This window comes from Ectopseudomonas khazarica, from assembly GCF_004521985.1.
In the GTDB taxonomy this organism is placed as follows: Bacteria; Pseudomonadota; Gammaproteobacteria; order Pseudomonadales; family Pseudomonadaceae; genus Aquipseudomonas; species Aquipseudomonas khazarica.
Map to the genome: position 1 here is coordinate 61,014 of NZ_SBHZ01000008.1, position 15,927 is coordinate 76,940.

The window sequence follows — 15,927 nt, forward strand, 5'->3', positions numbered from 1 at the left end:
TTGTTGTCGCCTCATGCGGACAGGGGTGGAAGACGACTATGCCACGTGACATAGTGCCACGACTGAGACTACATCAAATATGACAGATGGCATAATCAAAACATGACTCTATCGACACGCGATCGGATGATCCTCGGCGCTGCGGACCTGCTGCGCCGACGCGGGGTATGCGCCACCAGCGTTCGCGAGGTGGTCCGCCACTCCGCTACGCCAAGGGGGTCCATTGCCTACCACTTCCCAGGGGGCAAGCAGCAATTGCTCGAGGCGGCGGTCGAGCATGCAGGCCGTGAGGTGAGTATTCCGCTGGCAGAACTTCTCGCCCGGCACGGCACCGTGGTCGGCCTGGAATGTTTCGTCGCAAGGTGGCGGCAGATGCTGGAGGAGACGGACTTTCAGGCCGGCTGTGCGGTGCTCGCCGTGGCCGTCGAGCAGTATTCGTCGGAGCAGCGCGGGGATGCCAGCCCGGAACAGGATCACCGGATCCACGAGCAGTTGCTGGACCAGGCCAACGCCATATTCCGCGAGTGGCAAGGCATCATCAGCCAGTCGCTGCTGAGTTCCGGCGCGTCGGAGGCTCGAGCAATGAGCCTGGCAGTGCTGGTCATCGCCTCGATCGAGGGCTCGGTTGCGTTGTGTCGTGCCGCGCGAAGTGCCGAGCCCCTGAACGCCATATGGCAGGAACTCCAGCGGGCGCTGGAGAGCTCGACTTGAGTCCTGCACAGGGGCCTGAAAGATCAGGCCCGACGCCGACACTCACTTGCCCGAAGCTGGCTTTTCCATGATCAGCAGCGTGGAGGTCGCCGAGGCCAGGAGCCTGTCCTGGCTGTCCACGATGCGGGCTTCGGTAAAGGCCACTCGCCTGCCGGCGCTCATCACCTCGCCGATGGCACGCACCTGACCGGTGTCACGGGTGATGGGACGGTGGTATGCCACTTTCAGCTCCAGGGTGGTATAGGCCTGGTTGGCCTGCAGCAGGGTGTGGGTGGCGCAGCCACAGACCGAGTCCAGCATCGTCGCAGCGTACCCGCCGTGCACCGTCCCGATCGGATTGTAGGCATGCGCGTCGGGGATCCCGGCCACCACCACACGCCCTTTGGTCACCTCGGCGAACTCCAGCTTCAATGACTCGAATATCCCGACTTTCCTCGGTGAGCGAAGCAGCGCTTCCATCTGCTCCAGACCGTTCAGGTCTGCGGCAATCTCATCGATCAGCGACGTTGCTTTCTGCATATCCAGTACCGTTCAGGGAATCACTCAGGTGAGGGATGCTGACCAATACCCAGTCCGCTGGTACCCCAGGGGACAAGGTTCCTAGTCAGTCGGCTTGAGCTGTTCGATGGCTCGCCGTGTTACCGCGTCGATATAGGACGGGTCGTTGTAGATTCGCGCCAGCAGAATCGCCCCTTCGTAATCGGCAACGAGCTGCCTGGCCTTGGGTTCAGCGCCAGCGGCATCTCCTGGCTCGAAGAGCTTGGCGAATGCGGCGATCCAGTCGTCCAGAAATGCGCGGATCGGCTCCATCAACTCCTTTCGGCCGTAGCTGGCATCAACGGCGATGACCCCCATCAGGCAGCCGATGGAGTCGTCCTGGAACAGCTTTTTCGCCTTCTGCCCCATGTCATGCAGCCTCTCCTCGGGAGGGCTCCCCTCTTCATAGGCGAGCGAGAACAACGACACCTTCAGACGCTGGTGCGTCCACCCCAGGACGTCCTTCAACAACGCGTCCTTGTTGGGGTAGTGGTGATAGAACGATGCCTTGGTCAGGCCGCAGGCCGTCGACAGCGCATCCATCGTGGTGCCGTGATAGCCCAGGCGCTTGAAGGTGTTGGCGCAACGTTGCAGCAGCTCTTCGCGAGAAATCTTTGACGGACGCACGGACATTTCCTGCTCTCGATAATGCGGGCTGATCATACGACATAAGCCATGTCTTCTCAATTTGACGCTTACCAAATGTTTGGTTAGCTTTCTCAAACCGAACATTCGGTAAGTAATAATTCACTGCCTAACCCATCGCAGGAGAAGCATCTCATGAGCGAAGCGAATAGCGGCCCAGGTCGCGTCACCCGTGAACAACGCGGCAACCTGTTCCTGGTCGGTCTGGACAGGGCCGGGAAACGGAACGCTTTCGACAGCGCCATGCTCACGGACCTGGCCCTCGCCCTCGGCGAATACGAAGGCAACGACGAACTGCGTTGTGCGGTGGTCTTCGCTCACGGCGAGCACTTCACGGCCGGGCTTGACCTGATGGAACTGACGCCGAAGCTGGCCTCCGGCGGATTCAAATACCCGGACACAGGCATCGATCCCTGGGGCGTGTCCAAACCGCGCCGCACCAAGCCGGTCGTCGTTGCGGTACAGGGCACCTGCTGGACGGCCGGGATAGAGCTGGTGCTCAACGCGGACATCGCCATCGCCGCCCGGAACACGCGCTTTGCGCACCTGGAGGTGCTGCGCGGCATTCCGCCTTCCGGTGGCTCCACGGTGCGCTTCACCCAAGCGGCCGGCTGGACCAACGCGATGCGCTACATGCTGACGGGTGAAGAGTTCGGCGCAAACGACGCACTGAACATGCGCCTGCTGACCGAGGTCGTCGAGCCCGGCCAGGAGCTGGCCCGCGCCATCGAGTATGCCGAGCGCATCGCCAAGGCAGCGCCTCTCGCGATCAAGGCGACGCTGCAGTCAGCCTTCCAGGCCAGAGACGAGGGCGATGACGCAGCGCTTTCGCAGCTCAACGCATTGCTGTTCAGCCTGATCAGCAGCGAAGACGTGCGCGAAGGCGTCATGGCCATGCTGCAGAAGCGTGAGCCGCTGTTCAAAGGCCGCTAGCACCCGCCCTGGCGAGAGAGGCGTGCCCTCGCCCCTCTCGTACACCCGTAGCCAATGCCCACATGGTCAGCCAGAGCAGCCCTCGATGAATCATCCGAACAAGAAAGAGAACAGCAGGTTGAGGGTCGTGAGCACCCAGGACAACAACGAACTGCATGAACCGGCATTGGACACGCTGGATGAACTGCTTCGCCGAGGTGCTGTTCGCGCGCCTGAAGCCGCTGCGCTTTCGGCCCTGGGCGTGGATGTCAGCTATGCCGACCTGCAGGCCATGAGTGCCTCGATCGCAGCCTGGCTGACACGTCAGGGGCTCGAGCCAGGCGCCTGCGTTGCTGTTGTCCTGCCCAATCTCCTGGCGCATCCCATTGCCTGCCTGGGCATCATCCGCGCAGGACTGACAGCCGTATGTGTAAACCCGCTCTACACCGGGCAGGAACTGGTTCACATATTCCAGGACAGCGACGTCAAGGCCGTATTCTTTTTCGACCCCATGAGCGGCCCGATGCAGCATGCAGTACAGGCGGCAGGCATCGCAATCTCGGTCCGAGTCACCCCGGGCGACATGCTGGGATGGAGGCGCCCGCTGGTGAACTGGATCGCCAAGAGACGCCTTCGAGGACAATCGGCAGCCGTAGAGAACGCGGTGTCCTGGCGGCGCGTGACATCGACCCGCCCCGTCGCCAGCGAACAGATGGCAAGGCCCGAGGCTCGGCAGATCGCCTTCATCATCTATAGCGGCGGAACGACGGGACAACCCAAGGGCGTCCCGATCAGCCATCGTGCCCTGCTGCACAACGTGGCACAGCAGTACTCGGCATTGCGGCAGCATCTGAGCGGTCGGGCCGAGCACGAATACGTCCTGCTGCTGGCCGTCCCGCTCTACCACATCCTCGGCCTCGGCAACCTGTTGTTCAGCCTGGCCCGAGGAGGCAAGGCCGTGCCGGTGATGAACCCACGAGATACTGCAGCCCTGGCCAGAGAGTGGGCACGTCATCGCATCAGCAGTTTTCCCGGCGTGAACACGCTGTACAGCGCTCTGCTCGAGCACGGTGAGTTCAGAGCCCTTGATTTCAGCTCGCTGGTCATCTGCCTTGGCGCCGGCATGCCCGTCTCTGAGGCTACCGCCAAGCACTGGCATCAGGTTACCGGGTGCCACATAACCGAGGCCTACGGAATGACCGAAACCGGGTTGATTTCCTGTAATCCGGCGGGTCGTTCCCGGCCTGGATCGGTCGGCCTGCCGGTCAGCGGAATCGAAATATCGCTGCGTGACGAGAGCGACAGCGAGGTCACCATCGGAGAGGGCGAGATCTGCGTCAGAAGCCCGGCAATCATGAGCGGCTACTGGAAACGTGAGGCTGACAACGCCTCGGCGTTCACCTCCGACGGCTTCTTTCGAACGGGTGACGTCGGCACCTTCGATGCCGACGGCTATCTCCGCATCATCGACCGCAAGAAGGAGATGATCATCTGCTCCGGATTCAAGGTTTTCCCTTCTGAGGTCGAGCGCGTCCTCAATGCCCATCCAGGCATCCGTGAGTCGGCGGTGATACCCACACCTGATGACAAGGCCGGAGAAGTGCCTGTCGCCTATATCGTCCGCCGCCAACCCTACCTGGAGGAGCAACACGTGATGAAACACTGCGAAAAACACCTGGTCAGCTACAAACGACCACGGCGCATCATCTTTTGCGACGAACTGCCCAAGAGCGCCGTGGGCAAGGTCCTGCGCAAAGCGCTGATCGAAAGCCATGCGCGGGAGCGAAACCAATGAGTCGCCTGTCCGCGCATCCCGGTATGGTCGAGCCGATCAGCCTGCTGGCCAGCGATGGCTATCGTCTCGCGGCCACCCGCTACGCTGCCTGTGGCAGGCAAAAGGGCAACCTCATCGTGGCCGGCGCCACCGGCGTTCAGCAGCGCTTCTATCGGCGTTTCGCAGAACACGCGAGTGCACAGGGTTTCAATGTGCTGACCCTTGACTACCGGGGCGTCGGCGACTCACGACCCAGGTCGCTCAAGGGCTTCGAGATGTCCTATCTGGACTGGGGGTTCCAGGACCTGGCTGCGGCAGTGGAGTTCATGGCAGACGACCTGCCGCTCTACTGGGTGGGACACTCGTTCGGCGGTCATGGCCTCGGCCTGCTGCCCAATCACCACAAGGTCAGCGCCGCTTACTGCTTCGGCTCGGGTGCCGGCTGGGCCGGCTGGATGCCCAGGGCAGAAGCGTTCAAGGTTCGCCTCCTGTGGTCCACCATCCTGCCGCTGATCGTTTCCTGGAAAGGCTATATGGCCTGGAGCCTTCTCGGCATGGGCGATGACCTGCCGCTGGGTGTCTACAAGGACTGGAAACGCTGGTGCGCGCACCCCCACTACTTCTTTGACGACCCGTCCATGCAGGCTGTGACCAGGAAATATGCCGACATTCGCCTGCCCTGCGTGTTCTCCAACGCCGTCGATGATCCCTGGGCACCTCCCGCGTCGCGGGACGCGTTCGTCAAGGGCTACCGCAATGCAGACCTGGCGATCCAGGACCTGAAGCCTGGCGAAACGGGTGAGCCCATCGGCCACATGGGCTACTTCAGAGCGTCCTCCACATACATCTGGGATGAAATGCTCGACTGGTTCCAGGCGATCAGCGCTGATAGCAGCGCCCACCCATATGCCGATGCGAGCGTCGCGCAATGACCACGGCGGACGGCACGACGACAGATAGCACAGCCGCCGGCTTTCGCGCGCTGGTCGACGGGCGCCGTGCGGTACGTTGCTTTACCGGGCAGCAGGTGCCCGATGCCGTCATCAGGGATTGCCTGGAGACCGCCGTCCTGGCACCCAGCTCATGCAACCTTCAGCCATGGTCGTTCGTCGTCATCACAGACCCGCAGCGGCTCGAACGCCTGCACCCGGTCTGTCTGGGACAACGTGCAGCCAGAGCGCCCCTGATCATTGCCGTTCTGGCACGCCCCGATACCTGGAAGTCCGCGTGCCAGGAAATTCTGCAACGCTGGCCCGCCACCGAGGTGCCGCCCGCCGTCGAGCGCTTCTACACGACGAGCGCGCCACGCCAGTACAACCAGGGGCAACTGGGATGGAGGGGCTTGCTGAAGCGCGGCCTGACGTACGTGACAGGCTTGCGCAAAGCGGTCATGCGCACACCCAACAGCCAGGGCCAGATGCGCCTTTGGGCGGTGAAATCCACCGCACTGGCGGCGCAGAACCTGATGCTGGCGTTCCAGAGCCATGGCTACGCCACCTGCCCCATGGAAGGCTTCGATGAGAAGCGGTTGAGGAAGGTCCTGCCCCTGCCCCGCCAGGCAATCCCCATCATGCTCCTGGCAGTAGGCCAACCGGGGGAGCGGGCGATCCACGCTCCCAGGCTACGCTTCCCTGTCGAACAGTGCGTCACCTGGTACTGAAGCGTCCCGATAACAACAAGAGAGCCGCCGAAATGGTCTTTACCGAAATCGAATACGAGGCCCTCGGGCCGATCAGGATCATCCGCCTGAACCGTCCCGAGAAACGCAACTGCATTGGCCCCACCACGCATGAAGAACTGATCGAGGCCTGGCGCCGCTTTCGCGACGACGATGAGGCGCTGGTCGCGATCATGACAGGCGCCGGCGACAAGGCATTCTGCGCCGGCGGCGACCTGGAAGCAGGATTGACCCTGGTGCCATCTTCAGCCGAGGAGATCGCAGCACACGATCGTGGAGAGCGCCCCGGCATTCTCGGCCCCAGCCGCTGGACCGACATCTACAAACCCGTGATCGCGGCAGTCAACGGCGTGGCGTACGCCGGGGGCCTGGAATGGGCCTGTTTCGCGGACATCCGTATTGCCGAGGAACACGCCTCGTTCGGCGTGACATGCCGACGCTGGAACATCGGACTCGCTGACGGTGGTAGCCAGCGACTACCGCGAATAATCGGCATGGGCAGGGCCATGGAGCTCATCCTGACCGGGCGAGTCATTTCCGCGCACGAAGCGCTGGCCATGGGGTTGGCTAACGAGGTCGTCGCGAAGGGCCATTCATTGGCCCGCGCGATGGAACTGGCGACCTTCCTTTGCGCACTGCCACAACCAGCCATGCGCTCTGACAAGGAAGCTGCAGTGCGTGGATTCGGCCAGCCTCTGGCCGAGGGGTTACGCATCGAGGCCGAGTGTTTCAACCGGTCCATACACCACGAAGAAACCCGAGAAGGCCTGAGGCGTTTTCTTCAGCGTGATCACCCGGATCGCCGGGTCGGCGAGCCCAACCAGACACCTGGTCTGGTTCGAGACCAAGGGGGTAAGTGATGAACCACTATCAGTTGCTTCAGCTTCACCTGTTCGCCGTTGCCTTCTGGTTGGGAGTGGTCGCCGTGGAATATCTGCTGGAACGGACCCGAGCCCAGAGCAGGAGTCACGGCTTCACCGTTGCCCAGTTGCATCGCAAGATCGATCTGTTCTTCGAAATGCCTGCCTTTCTGGTCGTGCTGCTGACCGGCATCCTGCTTTTCGAGCCTGGACGCTTCGATGGCATCTACGCGCTGAAAGTAGTCGCCGGTGCAATAGCCGTAGTGGGCAACATGATTTGCCTGGTGCCGGTACTGCAACGGCATGCTGCCGCGCAACGGGACGACCTGGGCAATGTCATTGCCCAGTCCAGACTGATCGACAGGATATCGCTGACGGCAATACCGGCCGGACTGATCGCGCTGGCCTGCGGCCTGTATCTGGCGGCTGTGCGCTGACTTCGCGTGCGGGCGCACTGACGCACGCGCTACAACAGGGCTACTCCCCTGCTTGCCGGCCCTTCGGGTTGGCCCTTTGAGCCGCCTCGTTGGGCGGCTTCTTTTTTAATCATGGGCAGGCCGCTCAGGCGCCGCCGCAACGCGGAGCCTGGCGCTACAGCGCCAGGCTTTGCACGAGCGCCGGCAGCGTGGCCACGAGCAGCACCAACGCCATGCTCAGGTTGAACAGCAACGCATAGCGGGGGTGCATCAGCAGACGGCGAAACGTCGCGCCGCCAACCGCCCAGATGCCGACGCACGGCACGGAGACCAACAGCAATATCACGGCCGCGAGGAGGACGTTCTGAGCGTGATGCTCAGCTGGTACGTAAGTCGCCACGCCGCTGATGGTCACGGCCCAGGCCTTGGGATTGACCCACTGGAATGCCACCCCGCCGAAGAACCCCATGGGTGCGGTGTCGTCATCACGAACCTGCAACGGGCCACTGCTGGCGATCTTCCAGGCAAGCCAGAGGATGTAGGCTGCGCCGACGACACGCAGCGCCACATCGAAGCCGGGTATGGCCGACAGCAGCGTGCCGAGGCCCAGCCCCAATGCCGCCAGGAGCAGGCCGACGCCGACGGAAATGCCCGCCACCAGCGGCATCGCACGCCATACCCCGACACGCGCACCGACCAGCAGGACCATCGCATTGTTCGGGCCTGGCGTGCCGGTCATCACCACGCAGAAGAGCAGAAACGAGAGAAGCACGCTGGTATCGGTCATTGGCTGGGTCATGTCCATCTGGGTTTCGATTGCACAATTTTATTGCCCTTAGCGCGCAATTCGATTGCAATTCATTGATGCCATAGCGAACGAAGCACAAGATATGACCAATATCGATCGAATAGACCAACGTATATTGCACGAGCTTTCCAGAGACGCCCGCCAGACCAACGTGAAGCTGGCCGAGCAGGTGGGGCTGTCGCCCTCCGCCTGCCTGAGACGCGTGCAGGAACTGGAGCGCAGCGGCGTGATCACCGGCTACAAGGCGGTGATCGACAGGTCGCGACTCGGCATCGGCTGCGTGGTCTATCTCACGGTGGGGCTGTCCAAGCACACCAAGGCCAGCCTCGAAGCGTTCGAACGGGCCATTGCCGAGGCGCCCGAGGTCGTGGAGTGCCACACCATCACCGGCGCGGTTGAATACCTGCTACGCGTCGAGGTGGCCGACATCGGCGCCTACAAGGACTTCCACACCAACGTGCTGGGCACCCTGCCCCACGTCTCGTCCATCACCAGCCATATCGTGATGGACAGCAGCAAGAGCACCCGCTCCTGACGAGGCTTTAGCAACACGCGGGTTCATGCGCCATCCGCAGGGCCACCGGCAGCCGCGCGTCTAGACTCTGGAGTCCATGCTGCAACCGTGGACATTCAGGATGAACAGCAAGAACACCATCTGCCTCTGGTACGACCGCGACGCGCTGGAGGCAGCCACCTTCTATGCCGAGACCTTTCCCGACAGCGCCGTGCTGGCCGTGCACCACGCCCCCGGCGACTACCCCTCCGGCCAGCAGGGCGATGTGCTGACGGTGAGGTTCGACGTCATGGGTATCCCCTGCCTGGGACTCAACGGCGGCCCGCTGTTCCGCCACAACGAGGCCTTCTCGTTCCAGGTGGCGACCGACGATCAGGCCGAAACCGATCGCCTGTGGCAGGCGATCATCGACAACGGCGGTCAGGCCAGCGAGTGCGGCTGGTGCAAGGACAGGTGGGGGATATCCTGGCAGATCACCCCGCGCATCCTCACGGCCGCCATCGGCAGCCCGGACCGTGCGGCGGCCCGGCGTGCCTTCGAGGCGATGATGACCATGAGCAAGATCGACATCGCCAGGATAGAGGCCGCGTTGCAAGGCTGAACGATGGGGGAATCAGCCGCGCGCGTTCTTCCGCTGCAGGATAGTCGAGGCGTCGTTGTAGGCAGCCTGGAAGGCGTCGCTGCCGATCCAGGTCACGGCGGCCTCTTCGTCTTCGTCGTGGAAGGCTGCACGATAGGCGATCAGCAGGCCCATCATGAAATCGGTCGCGTCATCCTGCGCCTCTTCGGCAACCACCAGTTCCAGCACCGGGTATTGCAGGAACACCAGGCACAGTGCGAGCAGGCTGATGCCCTCGGCCGCTGCCATCGCCTGGAACAGGTCGTCGAAATGCGCCGGGTCGAAACCGTTTTCCTTGATGTCGGCGAAGTCGAAGGTGCTCAGGTCGATCTCCACATCATCGAACGGCTCATCGATCTGCGCGTTGGCCAGCAACGGATGGATGGGATGACTCTTCGGCTTGCCCATGCGGTTCTGCTTGGCCTTGGCCTTGGCCCGCTGGGCGCGTTTCTTCTGCTTGTCTGGGGAGGCCATGGGGCGTATTCCTCGTTCGGGGCAGCCATGTGCATGGCTCGAAATGATCAGGCGCGCATTGTATGCAGTCTTGCTCACGGGCTGTGGGTGAATTTGCCGTTGCAGGATCGCGGCGGGAGCGGCCCGTGACCGCCATCGAGTAGAAGGACAACGCCATGATCGACCATGAACGCCTGCGTCAGGACGGCTACGTGCTGCTGCGCCAGGCCGTGCCGGCGGATGGGCTGGACGCGCTGCGCGGCCTGTTCGATGCCCGTGTCAGACCTTCGGATCAGTGGCCCGTGCCGCGAGGTGCGGACTGGCGCCACGCGCAGCTCGACGATGATGCGCAGGTCCTGGCCATCTGCCGCCTGCCGCTGCTTCTGGCGGGGGTGAGTGCGTTGATTGGCGAGCGTTTCTTCATCGCCCAGGTGGAAGGCCGCGAACCCCTGGCAGGCGGTGGCCATCAGCAACTGCATCGCGATCTGTCACAGCAACGCCCGGGCGACATCGCCAATGCCCTGGTGTACCTCGACGACTACGGCCAGGACAACGGCGCCACCCGCATCGTGCCCGGCAGCCATCGGACGCAGCCGGGAGCGCCGCCTGACGAATCCCTCGCCGTGCAGCTCTGCGGGTTGGCCGGTGACATCCTGCTGTTCGATGTCGACCTGATTCACGCGGGCAGCCTGAACCCGAGCGGCGCACGTCGCCGCTCGCTCCTGATCAGCTACTTCGCCGAGGCACTGCATGCCTCGTACCTGCACACCCGGCACCTGCGCGGAATTCGCCTGGACACCGGCGAGCGCTTCGACCCTGCGGATCATCTGCCGAGCGCCGGCTAGCCTGTGCGAAGGCCAGCCGGGCCGAAACCTGTTACGGGCTCAGCTGGCGCTGCAGCGCCTGTTGGGCGCGCTCGGCAGCTTCGACGGTGACGCGCTCCCCCAGCACCTCGCTCAGCTGCCGTAACTGTGCGGCACTGACACCGATGTTCATGCTCATGCGCATGTGCGCCTGCAGTTGCGCCTCGGCGCCGGGCAGTGCCGCGAGCATGCTCAGGGTCGCCAGTTCACGGCTCTGCCAGTCGAGGTTGTCACGTTCGAAGATGGCACCGAACAGGTGAGCGCGCAGGTACTCGTTGGCTACCGGGGCGAAGTCGAACAACGGCCCCTCGACCACGGCTCCGGCCAGCCTGGTCTGGTTGGCCGTGCCGGCAGCCAGCAGCGCATCGCCCTTGGGCACGGGCTGACTGGGCTCGCGCCCGGGCGCATCTTCGATGCCCCTGGCCTTGCGTGCCTCGACGACCCTCATCAGTTCGGACAGCGCATTGAGACTGCGCGGAAAACCCGCATAGGCGTAGAGCTGTACCAGCACCTCGCGGGCGTCGCTGATGCTCATGCCGAGGTCGAGGCCCTGTTCGAGGGCGCCGTTGAGCCTCGCGATATCACCGGCGGCAGCGAACGCAGCGATCGGCACGATGGCCTGCTGACGTGAATCGAGGGTTGCACGGCTGCTGGCGGGTTGCTCCGGGTTCTCCTCGGCGATGGCGCTGCGCGCCGGTTCGCCGAGGCCCAGAACGACGCCGAGTGCAGCGATGGCCAGGCCTGACCTAGTCCCGATGCGTTTGGCCATACTGCTCATCGCTCACTTTCTCCAGCCAGTTGACGTTCTTGCCGTCCAGGGTCGCGGTGATCGCCATATGGGTCATCGCCGTGTCCGGAGCCGCGCCGTGCCAGTGCTTGACGCCTGGCGGACACCAGACCACGTCGCCGGGGCGGATTACCCGGACCGGCTTGCCCCATTCCTGGGTCAGGCCGACGCCGGCGGTAACCAGCAGACGCTGACCGGCCGGATGGGTATGCCAGGCCGAACGTGCACCAGGCTCGAAGGTAACCAGCGCACCGGAGGTATTGATGTGCTCATCGGCCGGCCAGATCGGGTCGATCCGCGCACGGCCGGTGAAGAACCGCTCCGGGCCGGCGATCGAGGCCTGAGTGCCGGCACGCACGATCTGCTGCTCGCCCCCGCCCGTATCTGCAGCGCGGGCTGGGCCGGTCTGCAGGACCGCGACGCAAAGCGCCGCGGTGAAAATCCGCTTGTTCATGCTGATCACATCTCCTTGAGTTGACGTGCGGTGCAACCACTGTCGGCCGGCGGGCTCCCCGTCAGCTGGCGGTTGGTCATTGCAGGGCGTCGTGGAAGAACGCCTGCAGCTGGTCGAAAGGAATCACATCGGTACGGTCGTACAGGTCGACGTGATTGCTGCCGGGCACCACCAGCAACGTCTTCGGCTCGCTGGCAGCGGCGTAGATGTCCTCGCTGTAGAAGCGCGAATGGGCGTGCTCGCCGACGATCAGCAGCAGCGGCCGTGGCGAGATCCACTGCAGCTTGTCCAGCAGCGGGAAGTTCATGAAGCCCTGTGCCGAGGTCTGGGTGAACTGGGTGCTGGAATTGGCGTGATAGCCGCGTGGCCGTGAATAGAATTCGCCGAACTCGCGGCCTATCGGGTGTGTATCGGCATCGATCTGCAACGGTGCTCCGCGCTCGCCCAGCGTCGCCCGCCCGCTGGCGAACTCGCTCCAGCGCTGCTCGGCCAGGGCCTGCAGCGTCGCCCTGCGTGCGGCCTCGTCCAGACTGCCGGCAAAGCCCTCGGCATGCAGGCGCGAGATGTCGTACAGACTCACGGTGGCCACGGCCTTGATGCGCGGGTCGACCTGCGCGGCGCTGAGGCCGAAGCCACCGGAGCCGCAGATGCCGATCACGCCGATGGCATCACGTGCGATGCCAGCCTGGTTGCCGAGAAAGTCGACACCCGCGTGGAAATCCTCGACGAACAGCTCAGGCGACGACAGACGCCGCGGCGAACCGCCGGATTCACCATTGTGCGAGGCATCGAAGGTCAGTGCCACGAAACCGCGCTGGGCCAGTTCGTTGGCGTACACGCCCGGCCCCTGCTCCTTAACCCCGCCATAAGGCGCGCCGATGATCAGGGCCGGCCAGTCGTCACGACTGTGGAAGTCAGCGGGCAGGTAGAGGTCGCCGGCCAGCTCGATGCCGAAGCGATTGCGATAGCTGACCGGCTGGCGGCGCACCTGCTCACTCAACGCGAAAATGTAGTTGCTCATGAGAGGCTCCTGTTTGAGGGGAAGGGAATGACGGCGGCTCAGTCCTTTTTCACCGGGCCGGCGAGGAACTCGGCGTCCGTCACCGGCGCCAGCCAGTCGACCGGCTTGCCATCGAGCGACTCGTTGATCGCGATGTGCTGCATGGCGCTGCTGTCGGTTGCACCGTGCCAGTGGCGGCGGCCGCAGTTGCACCAGATCAGGTCGCCGGGGCGAATCTCGGTCTTCGGCCCACCCTCGCACTGTGTCCAGCCCACGCCATCGGTCACCAGCAGTACCTGGCCCAGCGGATGGGTATGCCAGTTGGTCCGCGCCCCTGGTTCGAAATTGACCACCGCGACGCCAACCCGCGCAGGAGCCGGCGCATTGAAGATGCGGTCGATGCGCACACGCCCGGTGAACCACTCGGCCGGGCCGACGATGGCCTGGCTCGACCCTGCGCGGTGAACCTGCATGTCGGCACTGGCCAGATCGCTGTCACTCATGTCGGTCACCTCATTCGTTGCTCGAGGAGACAAAGGTAGCGACGGCAGATTGATTCGTGTATACGCAAAATAATTAACTCGGCATGAAGCAGTACTTAACAATGTTCACAAGCGGCATGGATGATCTGGTGGTTTTCATCGCGGTGGCACGGGAGCGCAACTTCACCCGCGCCGCCGCGCGCCTCGGCGTCTCGCCTTCGGCAGTCAGCCAGACCATACGCGGCCTGGAGGAGCGCCTTGGGGTGCGCCTGCTGACGCGCACGACCCGCAGCGTCACGCGCACCGAAGCGGGAGAGAAGCTGCTGCTCGAGATCGCGCCGCTGCTCGAGCGCATCGACGCGCACCTGAGCGCCATCTCCGACCTGCGCCAGCACCCGTCCGGTACGGTGCGCATCACCGCCGACGAGTTCGCTGCCCGCCAAGTCGTCTGGCCCAAGCTGGCGACGCTGCTGGAGACCTACCCGGACGTGGTGGTGGAGTTGATCACCGACTACGGGCTCACCGACATCGTTGCCGAACGCTTCGATGCCGGCATACGCCTGGGCGGCATCATCGACGCGGACATGATCGCCGTTCCCATCGGTCCCGAGATGCGCATGGTCACCGTGGCCACCCCTGGCTATCTGGCGCGGTACGGTACCCCGCGCCGTCCGGAGGAGCTGACCGCGCATCGCTGCATCAACCTGCGCCTGCCCACGCACGGCGGCCTCTACTCCTGGGAGTTCGGCAGCGGCGAGAACGAATTCCGCGTACGTGTCGGCGGCCCCCTGATCATGAACAGCGTGCTGCAGATCCTCGATGCCTGCCTGGCCGGCGTCGGCCTGGCGCAGCTACCGGATACCCAGGTACGGCCCTATCTGGACAGCGGAGCGCTGACCGAGGTACTCGGGGCATGGTCCGACAGTTTCCCTGGCTATCACCTGTACTACCCGAGCCGGCGCCAGCAGACGGCCGCCTTCCGCGTGGTGCTGGATGCACTGCGCGACTGGCAGGCGCCAGGTTGACGAGACGTTCTGCATGCTCGGCAGGCAGGCCGAGCGTGGCGACGGATCGCCTTCTCGCACGCCATTGCCTTAACATGTGGCGGGTCAACCGCCATCGCATCGATGGCCAGGAGTCTCGTCCGTGAGTCGACGCAGTGCTGAACGTGACTGGGTCCGGCATAGCCAGATGCCGGGAAGGATCGAACGCATCGAGGCGTATTTCAGCGGCCACGGCTACGATCCGCACCGCCACGACACCTACGCCATCGGCCGCACGCTGTCCGGCGTGCAGAGCTTTCGCTATCGCCGCGCCATGCGCCACAGCCTGCCTGGCGGCACGCTGGTGCTGCACCCCGACGAGGTGCACGATGGCATGGCCGGCACCGACGAAGGCTTTCGCTACCGCATGCTCTACATCGACCCGGTGCTGATCCAGCAGGTGCTCGGTGGTCGGCCCCTGCCCTTCATCGCCGGCGGCCTCTCCGACGACATCCGTCTGCGCCACGCCAGCGAGTCCTTCCTGCAGACCATGGACCATGCGTTCGAAACGCTGGAGGAAGACGACGCCATCTATGACCTGGCCCACGCGCTGCAAGCCGTGGCCGGCCAGCGTCGCGGCCGCCGCGCCTTCGACTACGTCGCAGCGGAACGCGCCCGTGCCTACATCCATGCCCACCTCGACACGAACATCGCCCTGGACGACCTGGAACACGCCAGCGGCCGGGATCGCTGGAGCCTGTCACGGGATTTCCGCGCCCTGTTCGGTACCAGCCCCTACCGCTACGTCACCCTGCGCCGCCTCGACCATTGCCGCGCGCTGATGCATGCCGGCGTGGCACTGGCCGATGCCGCACTGATCGCCGGTTTCTTCGACCAGAGCCACATGACACGCCACTTCATCCGCGCCTTCGGCCTGTCACCGGCACGCTGGCTCGGCATGCTCAAGCTGTAGGATCGTACAAGAAGCCTCCGCGGCGCCTCGCTAGGCTGGTGACAACCAGAACGAGGAGCCCCCGCATGACCCAGCAATCCCCTACCCCGGCCACCCAAGCGATCAACCTGCAGCAGAAGCTGGCGCTGATCGACGAGCACTGGTCGCCCAGAGTGGTCGCCGAGATGAACGACTACCAGTTCAAGGTGGTCCGCATCGAAGGTGACTTCATCTGGCACTCGCATGCCGACACCGACGAAGCCTTCTTCGTCCTCGAAGGCCAGCTGCGTATCGACTTTCGCGATGGCCACGTGCTGCTGCAAGCCGGCGAACTCTACGTGGTGCCCCGCGGCGTCGAGCACAAGCCCTACGCCGCGCAGGAGGTGAAGATGATGCTCATCGAACCCCGTGGCGTGCTCAATACCGGCGAAGAAGGTGGCGAGCGCACGGCGCAGAACGATCGCTGGATCTGAAGCGAG

21 protein-coding genes are annotated in these 15,927 nt (G+C 64.0%); 13 read left to right on the forward strand and 8 right to left on the reverse strand.

Going from position 1 to position 15,927, the window contains the following annotated elements; all coding sequences use genetic code 11:
- Positions 1–102 precede the first annotated feature (102 nt).
- Complete coding sequence (locus EPK82_RS12115; RefSeq protein WP_037047923.1) at positions 103–711, forward strand: TetR/AcrR family transcriptional regulator; 609 nt, start codon at positions 103–105, stop codon at positions 709–711.
- 42 nt (positions 712–753) lie between these two features.
- Here EPK82_RS12115 and EPK82_RS12120 read toward each other — a convergent pair whose 3' ends face one another.
- Positions 754–1,230 carry a PaaI family thioesterase gene (locus EPK82_RS12120; RefSeq protein WP_037047925.1) on the reverse strand — a complete coding sequence of 159 codons (477 nt, stop codon included), beginning with the start codon at positions 1,228–1,230 and terminating at the stop codon, positions 754–756.
- A gap of 81 nt (positions 1,231–1,311) precedes the next feature.
- Positions 1,312–1,875, reverse strand: coding sequence for a TetR/AcrR family transcriptional regulator (locus EPK82_RS12125; protein WP_037048355.1), 564 nt, complete (start codon positions 1,873–1,875; stop codon positions 1,312–1,314).
- A 153-nt stretch (positions 1,876–2,028) separates the two neighbouring features.
- Between EPK82_RS12125 and EPK82_RS12130 the strand changes: the two genes are divergently transcribed.
- From EPK82_RS12130 to EPK82_RS12155, 6 genes are all read left to right on the forward strand, one after another.
- Positions 2,029–2,826, forward strand: a complete 798-nt coding sequence (locus EPK82_RS12130; RefSeq protein ID WP_037047927.1) for a crotonase/enoyl-CoA hydratase family protein — start codon at positions 2,029–2,031, stop codon at positions 2,824–2,826.
- 85 nt (positions 2,827–2,911) lie between these two features.
- The gene (locus EPK82_RS12135) at positions 2,912–4,600 is read left to right on the forward strand and encodes an AMP-binding protein (protein WP_134676727.1); all 1,689 of its coding nucleotides are present in this window, start codon (positions 2,912–2,914) and stop codon (positions 4,598–4,600) included.
- A gap of 23 nt (positions 4,601–4,623) precedes the next feature.
- Positions 4,624–5,511: an alpha/beta hydrolase family protein gene (locus tag EPK82_RS12140; RefSeq protein ID WP_244229936.1), complete on the forward strand. Its 888-nt coding sequence runs from the start codon at positions 4,624–4,626 to the stop codon at positions 5,509–5,511.
- On the forward strand, positions 5,508–6,239 hold the full coding sequence (locus EPK82_RS12145) for a nitroreductase family protein (protein ID WP_134676729.1): 732 nt from the start codon (positions 5,508–5,510) through the stop codon (positions 6,237–6,239). Before EPK82_RS12140 ends, EPK82_RS12145 begins: the two co-directional genes overlap by 4 nt.
- Positions 6,240–6,271: 32 nt before the next feature.
- Positions 6,272–7,117, forward strand: a complete 846-nt coding sequence (locus EPK82_RS12150; RefSeq protein WP_037047935.1) for an enoyl-CoA hydratase/isomerase family protein — start codon at positions 6,272–6,274, stop codon at positions 7,115–7,117.
- Positions 7,117–7,554: a hypothetical protein gene (locus EPK82_RS12155; protein ID WP_134676730.1), complete on the forward strand. Its 438-nt coding sequence runs from the start codon at positions 7,117–7,119 to the stop codon at positions 7,552–7,554. Before EPK82_RS12150 ends, EPK82_RS12155 begins: the two co-directional genes overlap by 1 nt.
- Before the next feature lie 154 nt (positions 7,555–7,708).
- Here EPK82_RS12155 and EPK82_RS12160 read toward each other — a convergent pair whose 3' ends face one another.
- Positions 7,709–8,338, reverse strand: coding sequence for a LysE family translocator (locus tag EPK82_RS12160; protein ID WP_244229938.1), 630 nt, complete (start codon positions 8,336–8,338; stop codon positions 7,709–7,711).
- Positions 8,339–8,423: 85 nt separating this feature from the next.
- Here EPK82_RS12160 and EPK82_RS12165 point away from each other — a divergent pair, with 85 nt between their 5' ends.
- Both EPK82_RS12165 and EPK82_RS12170 read left to right on the forward strand, forming a co-directional pair.
- The gene (locus EPK82_RS12165; RefSeq protein WP_037047941.1) at positions 8,424–8,876 is read left to right on the forward strand and encodes an Lrp/AsnC family transcriptional regulator; all 453 of its coding nucleotides are present in this window, start codon (positions 8,424–8,426) and stop codon (positions 8,874–8,876) included.
- A gap of 100 nt (positions 8,877–8,976) precedes the next feature.
- Entirely contained in the window at positions 8,977–9,456 is a 480-nt protein-coding gene (locus tag EPK82_RS12170; RefSeq protein ID WP_037047943.1) for a VOC family protein, read from the forward strand.
- A 12-nt stretch (positions 9,457–9,468) separates the two neighbouring features.
- On the opposite strand, the gene EPK82_RS12175 is transcribed toward EPK82_RS12170, so the two are convergent.
- Positions 9,469–9,948: a hypothetical protein gene (locus EPK82_RS12175; RefSeq protein WP_037047946.1), complete on the reverse strand. Its 480-nt coding sequence runs from the start codon at positions 9,946–9,948 to the stop codon at positions 9,469–9,471.
- Between the two features lie 155 nt (positions 9,949–10,103).
- On the opposite strand from EPK82_RS12175, the gene EPK82_RS12180 reads away from it, so the two are divergent.
- Entirely contained in the window at positions 10,104–10,772 is a 669-nt protein-coding gene (locus tag EPK82_RS12180; protein ID WP_134676731.1) for a phytanoyl-CoA dioxygenase family protein, read from the forward strand.
- Between the two features lie 31 nt (positions 10,773–10,803).
- Here EPK82_RS12180 and EPK82_RS12185 read toward each other — a convergent pair whose 3' ends face one another.
- The 4 genes from EPK82_RS12185 to EPK82_RS12200 form a co-directional block, all read right to left on the reverse strand.
- Positions 10,804–11,568: a carboxymuconolactone decarboxylase family protein gene (locus EPK82_RS12185; protein WP_134676732.1), complete on the reverse strand. Its 765-nt coding sequence runs from the start codon at positions 11,566–11,568 to the stop codon at positions 10,804–10,806.
- Positions 11,537–12,031, reverse strand: a complete 495-nt coding sequence (locus EPK82_RS12190; RefSeq protein ID WP_134676733.1) for a (R)-mandelonitrile lyase — start codon at positions 12,029–12,031, stop codon at positions 11,537–11,539. Before EPK82_RS12190 ends, EPK82_RS12185 begins: the two co-directional genes overlap by 32 nt.
- A 76-nt stretch (positions 12,032–12,107) precedes the next feature.
- A complete protein-coding gene (locus tag EPK82_RS12195; RefSeq protein WP_134676734.1) occupies positions 12,108–13,052 on the reverse strand; it encodes an alpha/beta hydrolase in 945 nt (314 codons plus the stop codon).
- Positions 13,053–13,090: 38 nt separating this feature from the next.
- Entirely contained in the window at positions 13,091–13,534 is a 444-nt protein-coding gene (locus tag EPK82_RS12200) for a (R)-mandelonitrile lyase (RefSeq protein ID WP_134676735.1), read from the reverse strand.
- Between the two features lie 101 nt (positions 13,535–13,635).
- Here EPK82_RS12200 and EPK82_RS12205 point away from each other — a divergent pair, with 101 nt between their 5' ends.
- The 3 genes from EPK82_RS12205 (at position 13,636) to EPK82_RS12215 (ending at position 15,921) form a co-directional block, all read left to right on the forward strand.
- A complete protein-coding gene (locus EPK82_RS12205) occupies positions 13,636–14,538 on the forward strand; it encodes a LysR family transcriptional regulator (RefSeq protein WP_134676736.1) in 903 nt (300 codons plus the stop codon).
- Between the two features lie 121 nt (positions 14,539–14,659).
- On the forward strand, positions 14,660–15,469 hold the full coding sequence (locus tag EPK82_RS12210) for an AraC family transcriptional regulator (RefSeq protein ID WP_371923155.1): 810 nt from the start codon (positions 14,660–14,662) through the stop codon (positions 15,467–15,469).
- A 65-nt stretch (positions 15,470–15,534) separates the two neighbouring features.
- Positions 15,535–15,921, forward strand: a complete 387-nt coding sequence (locus EPK82_RS12215) for a cupin domain-containing protein (protein ID WP_037047959.1) — start codon at positions 15,535–15,537, stop codon at positions 15,919–15,921.
- The last annotated feature ends 6 nt before the right edge of the window (positions 15,922–15,927 follow it).

What these genes read in the sequence shown, in the direction of transcription:
- EPK82_RS12115 (WP_037047923.1), top strand. Translation starts at nt 103, where the DNA reads ATGACTCTATCGACACGCGATCGGATGATCCTCGGCGCTGCGGACCTG.
- EPK82_RS12175 (WP_037047946.1), bottom strand. Translation starts at nt 9,948, where the DNA reads ATGGCCTCCCCAGACAAGCAGAAGAAACGCGCCCAGCGGGCCAAGGCC.
- EPK82_RS12165 (WP_037047941.1), top strand. Translation starts at nt 8,424, where the DNA reads ATGACCAATATCGATCGAATAGACCAACGTATATTGCACGAGCTTTCC.
- EPK82_RS12180 (WP_134676731.1), top strand. Translation starts at nt 10,104, where the DNA reads ATGATCGACCATGAACGCCTGCGTCAGGACGGCTACGTGCTGCTGCGC.
- EPK82_RS12120 (WP_037047925.1), bottom strand. Translation starts at nt 1,230, where the DNA reads ATGCAGAAAGCAACGTCGCTGATCGATGAGATTGCCGCAGACCTGAAC.
- EPK82_RS12130 (WP_037047927.1), top strand. Translation starts at nt 2,029, where the DNA reads ATGAGCGAAGCGAATAGCGGCCCAGGTCGCGTCACCCGTGAACAACGC.
- EPK82_RS12200 (WP_134676735.1), bottom strand. Translation starts at nt 13,534, where the DNA reads ATGAGTGACAGCGATCTGGCCAGTGCCGACATGCAGGTTCACCGCGCA.
- EPK82_RS12150 (WP_037047935.1), top strand. Translation starts at nt 6,272, where the DNA reads ATGGTCTTTACCGAAATCGAATACGAGGCCCTCGGGCCGATCAGGATC.
- EPK82_RS12190 (WP_134676733.1), bottom strand. Translation starts at nt 12,031, where the DNA reads ATGAACAAGCGGATTTTCACCGCGGCGCTTTGCGTCGCGGTCCTGCAG.
- EPK82_RS12170 (WP_037047943.1), top strand. Translation starts at nt 8,977, where the DNA reads ATGAACAGCAAGAACACCATCTGCCTCTGGTACGACCGCGACGCGCTG.
- EPK82_RS12205 (WP_134676736.1), top strand. Translation starts at nt 13,636, where the DNA reads ATGTTCACAAGCGGCATGGATGATCTGGTGGTTTTCATCGCGGTGGCA.
- EPK82_RS12155 (WP_134676730.1), top strand. Translation starts at nt 7,117, where the DNA reads ATGAACCACTATCAGTTGCTTCAGCTTCACCTGTTCGCCGTTGCCTTC.
- EPK82_RS12140 (WP_244229936.1), top strand. Translation starts at nt 4,624, where the DNA reads ATGGTCGAGCCGATCAGCCTGCTGGCCAGCGATGGCTATCGTCTCGCG.
- EPK82_RS12145 (WP_134676729.1), top strand. Translation starts at nt 5,508, where the DNA reads ATGACCACGGCGGACGGCACGACGACAGATAGCACAGCCGCCGGCTTT.
- EPK82_RS12135 (WP_134676727.1), top strand. Translation starts at nt 2,912, where the DNA reads ATGAATCATCCGAACAAGAAAGAGAACAGCAGGTTGAGGGTCGTGAGC.
- EPK82_RS12215 (WP_037047959.1), top strand. Translation starts at nt 15,535, where the DNA reads ATGACCCAGCAATCCCCTACCCCGGCCACCCAAGCGATCAACCTGCAG.
- EPK82_RS12185 (WP_134676732.1), bottom strand. Translation starts at nt 11,568, where the DNA reads ATGAGCAGTATGGCCAAACGCATCGGGACTAGGTCAGGCCTGGCCATC.
- EPK82_RS12195 (WP_134676734.1), bottom strand. Translation starts at nt 13,052, where the DNA reads ATGAGCAACTACATTTTCGCGTTGAGTGAGCAGGTGCGCCGCCAGCCG.
- EPK82_RS12160 (WP_244229938.1), bottom strand. Translation starts at nt 8,338, where the DNA reads ATGGACATGACCCAGCCAATGACCGATACCAGCGTGCTTCTCTCGTTT.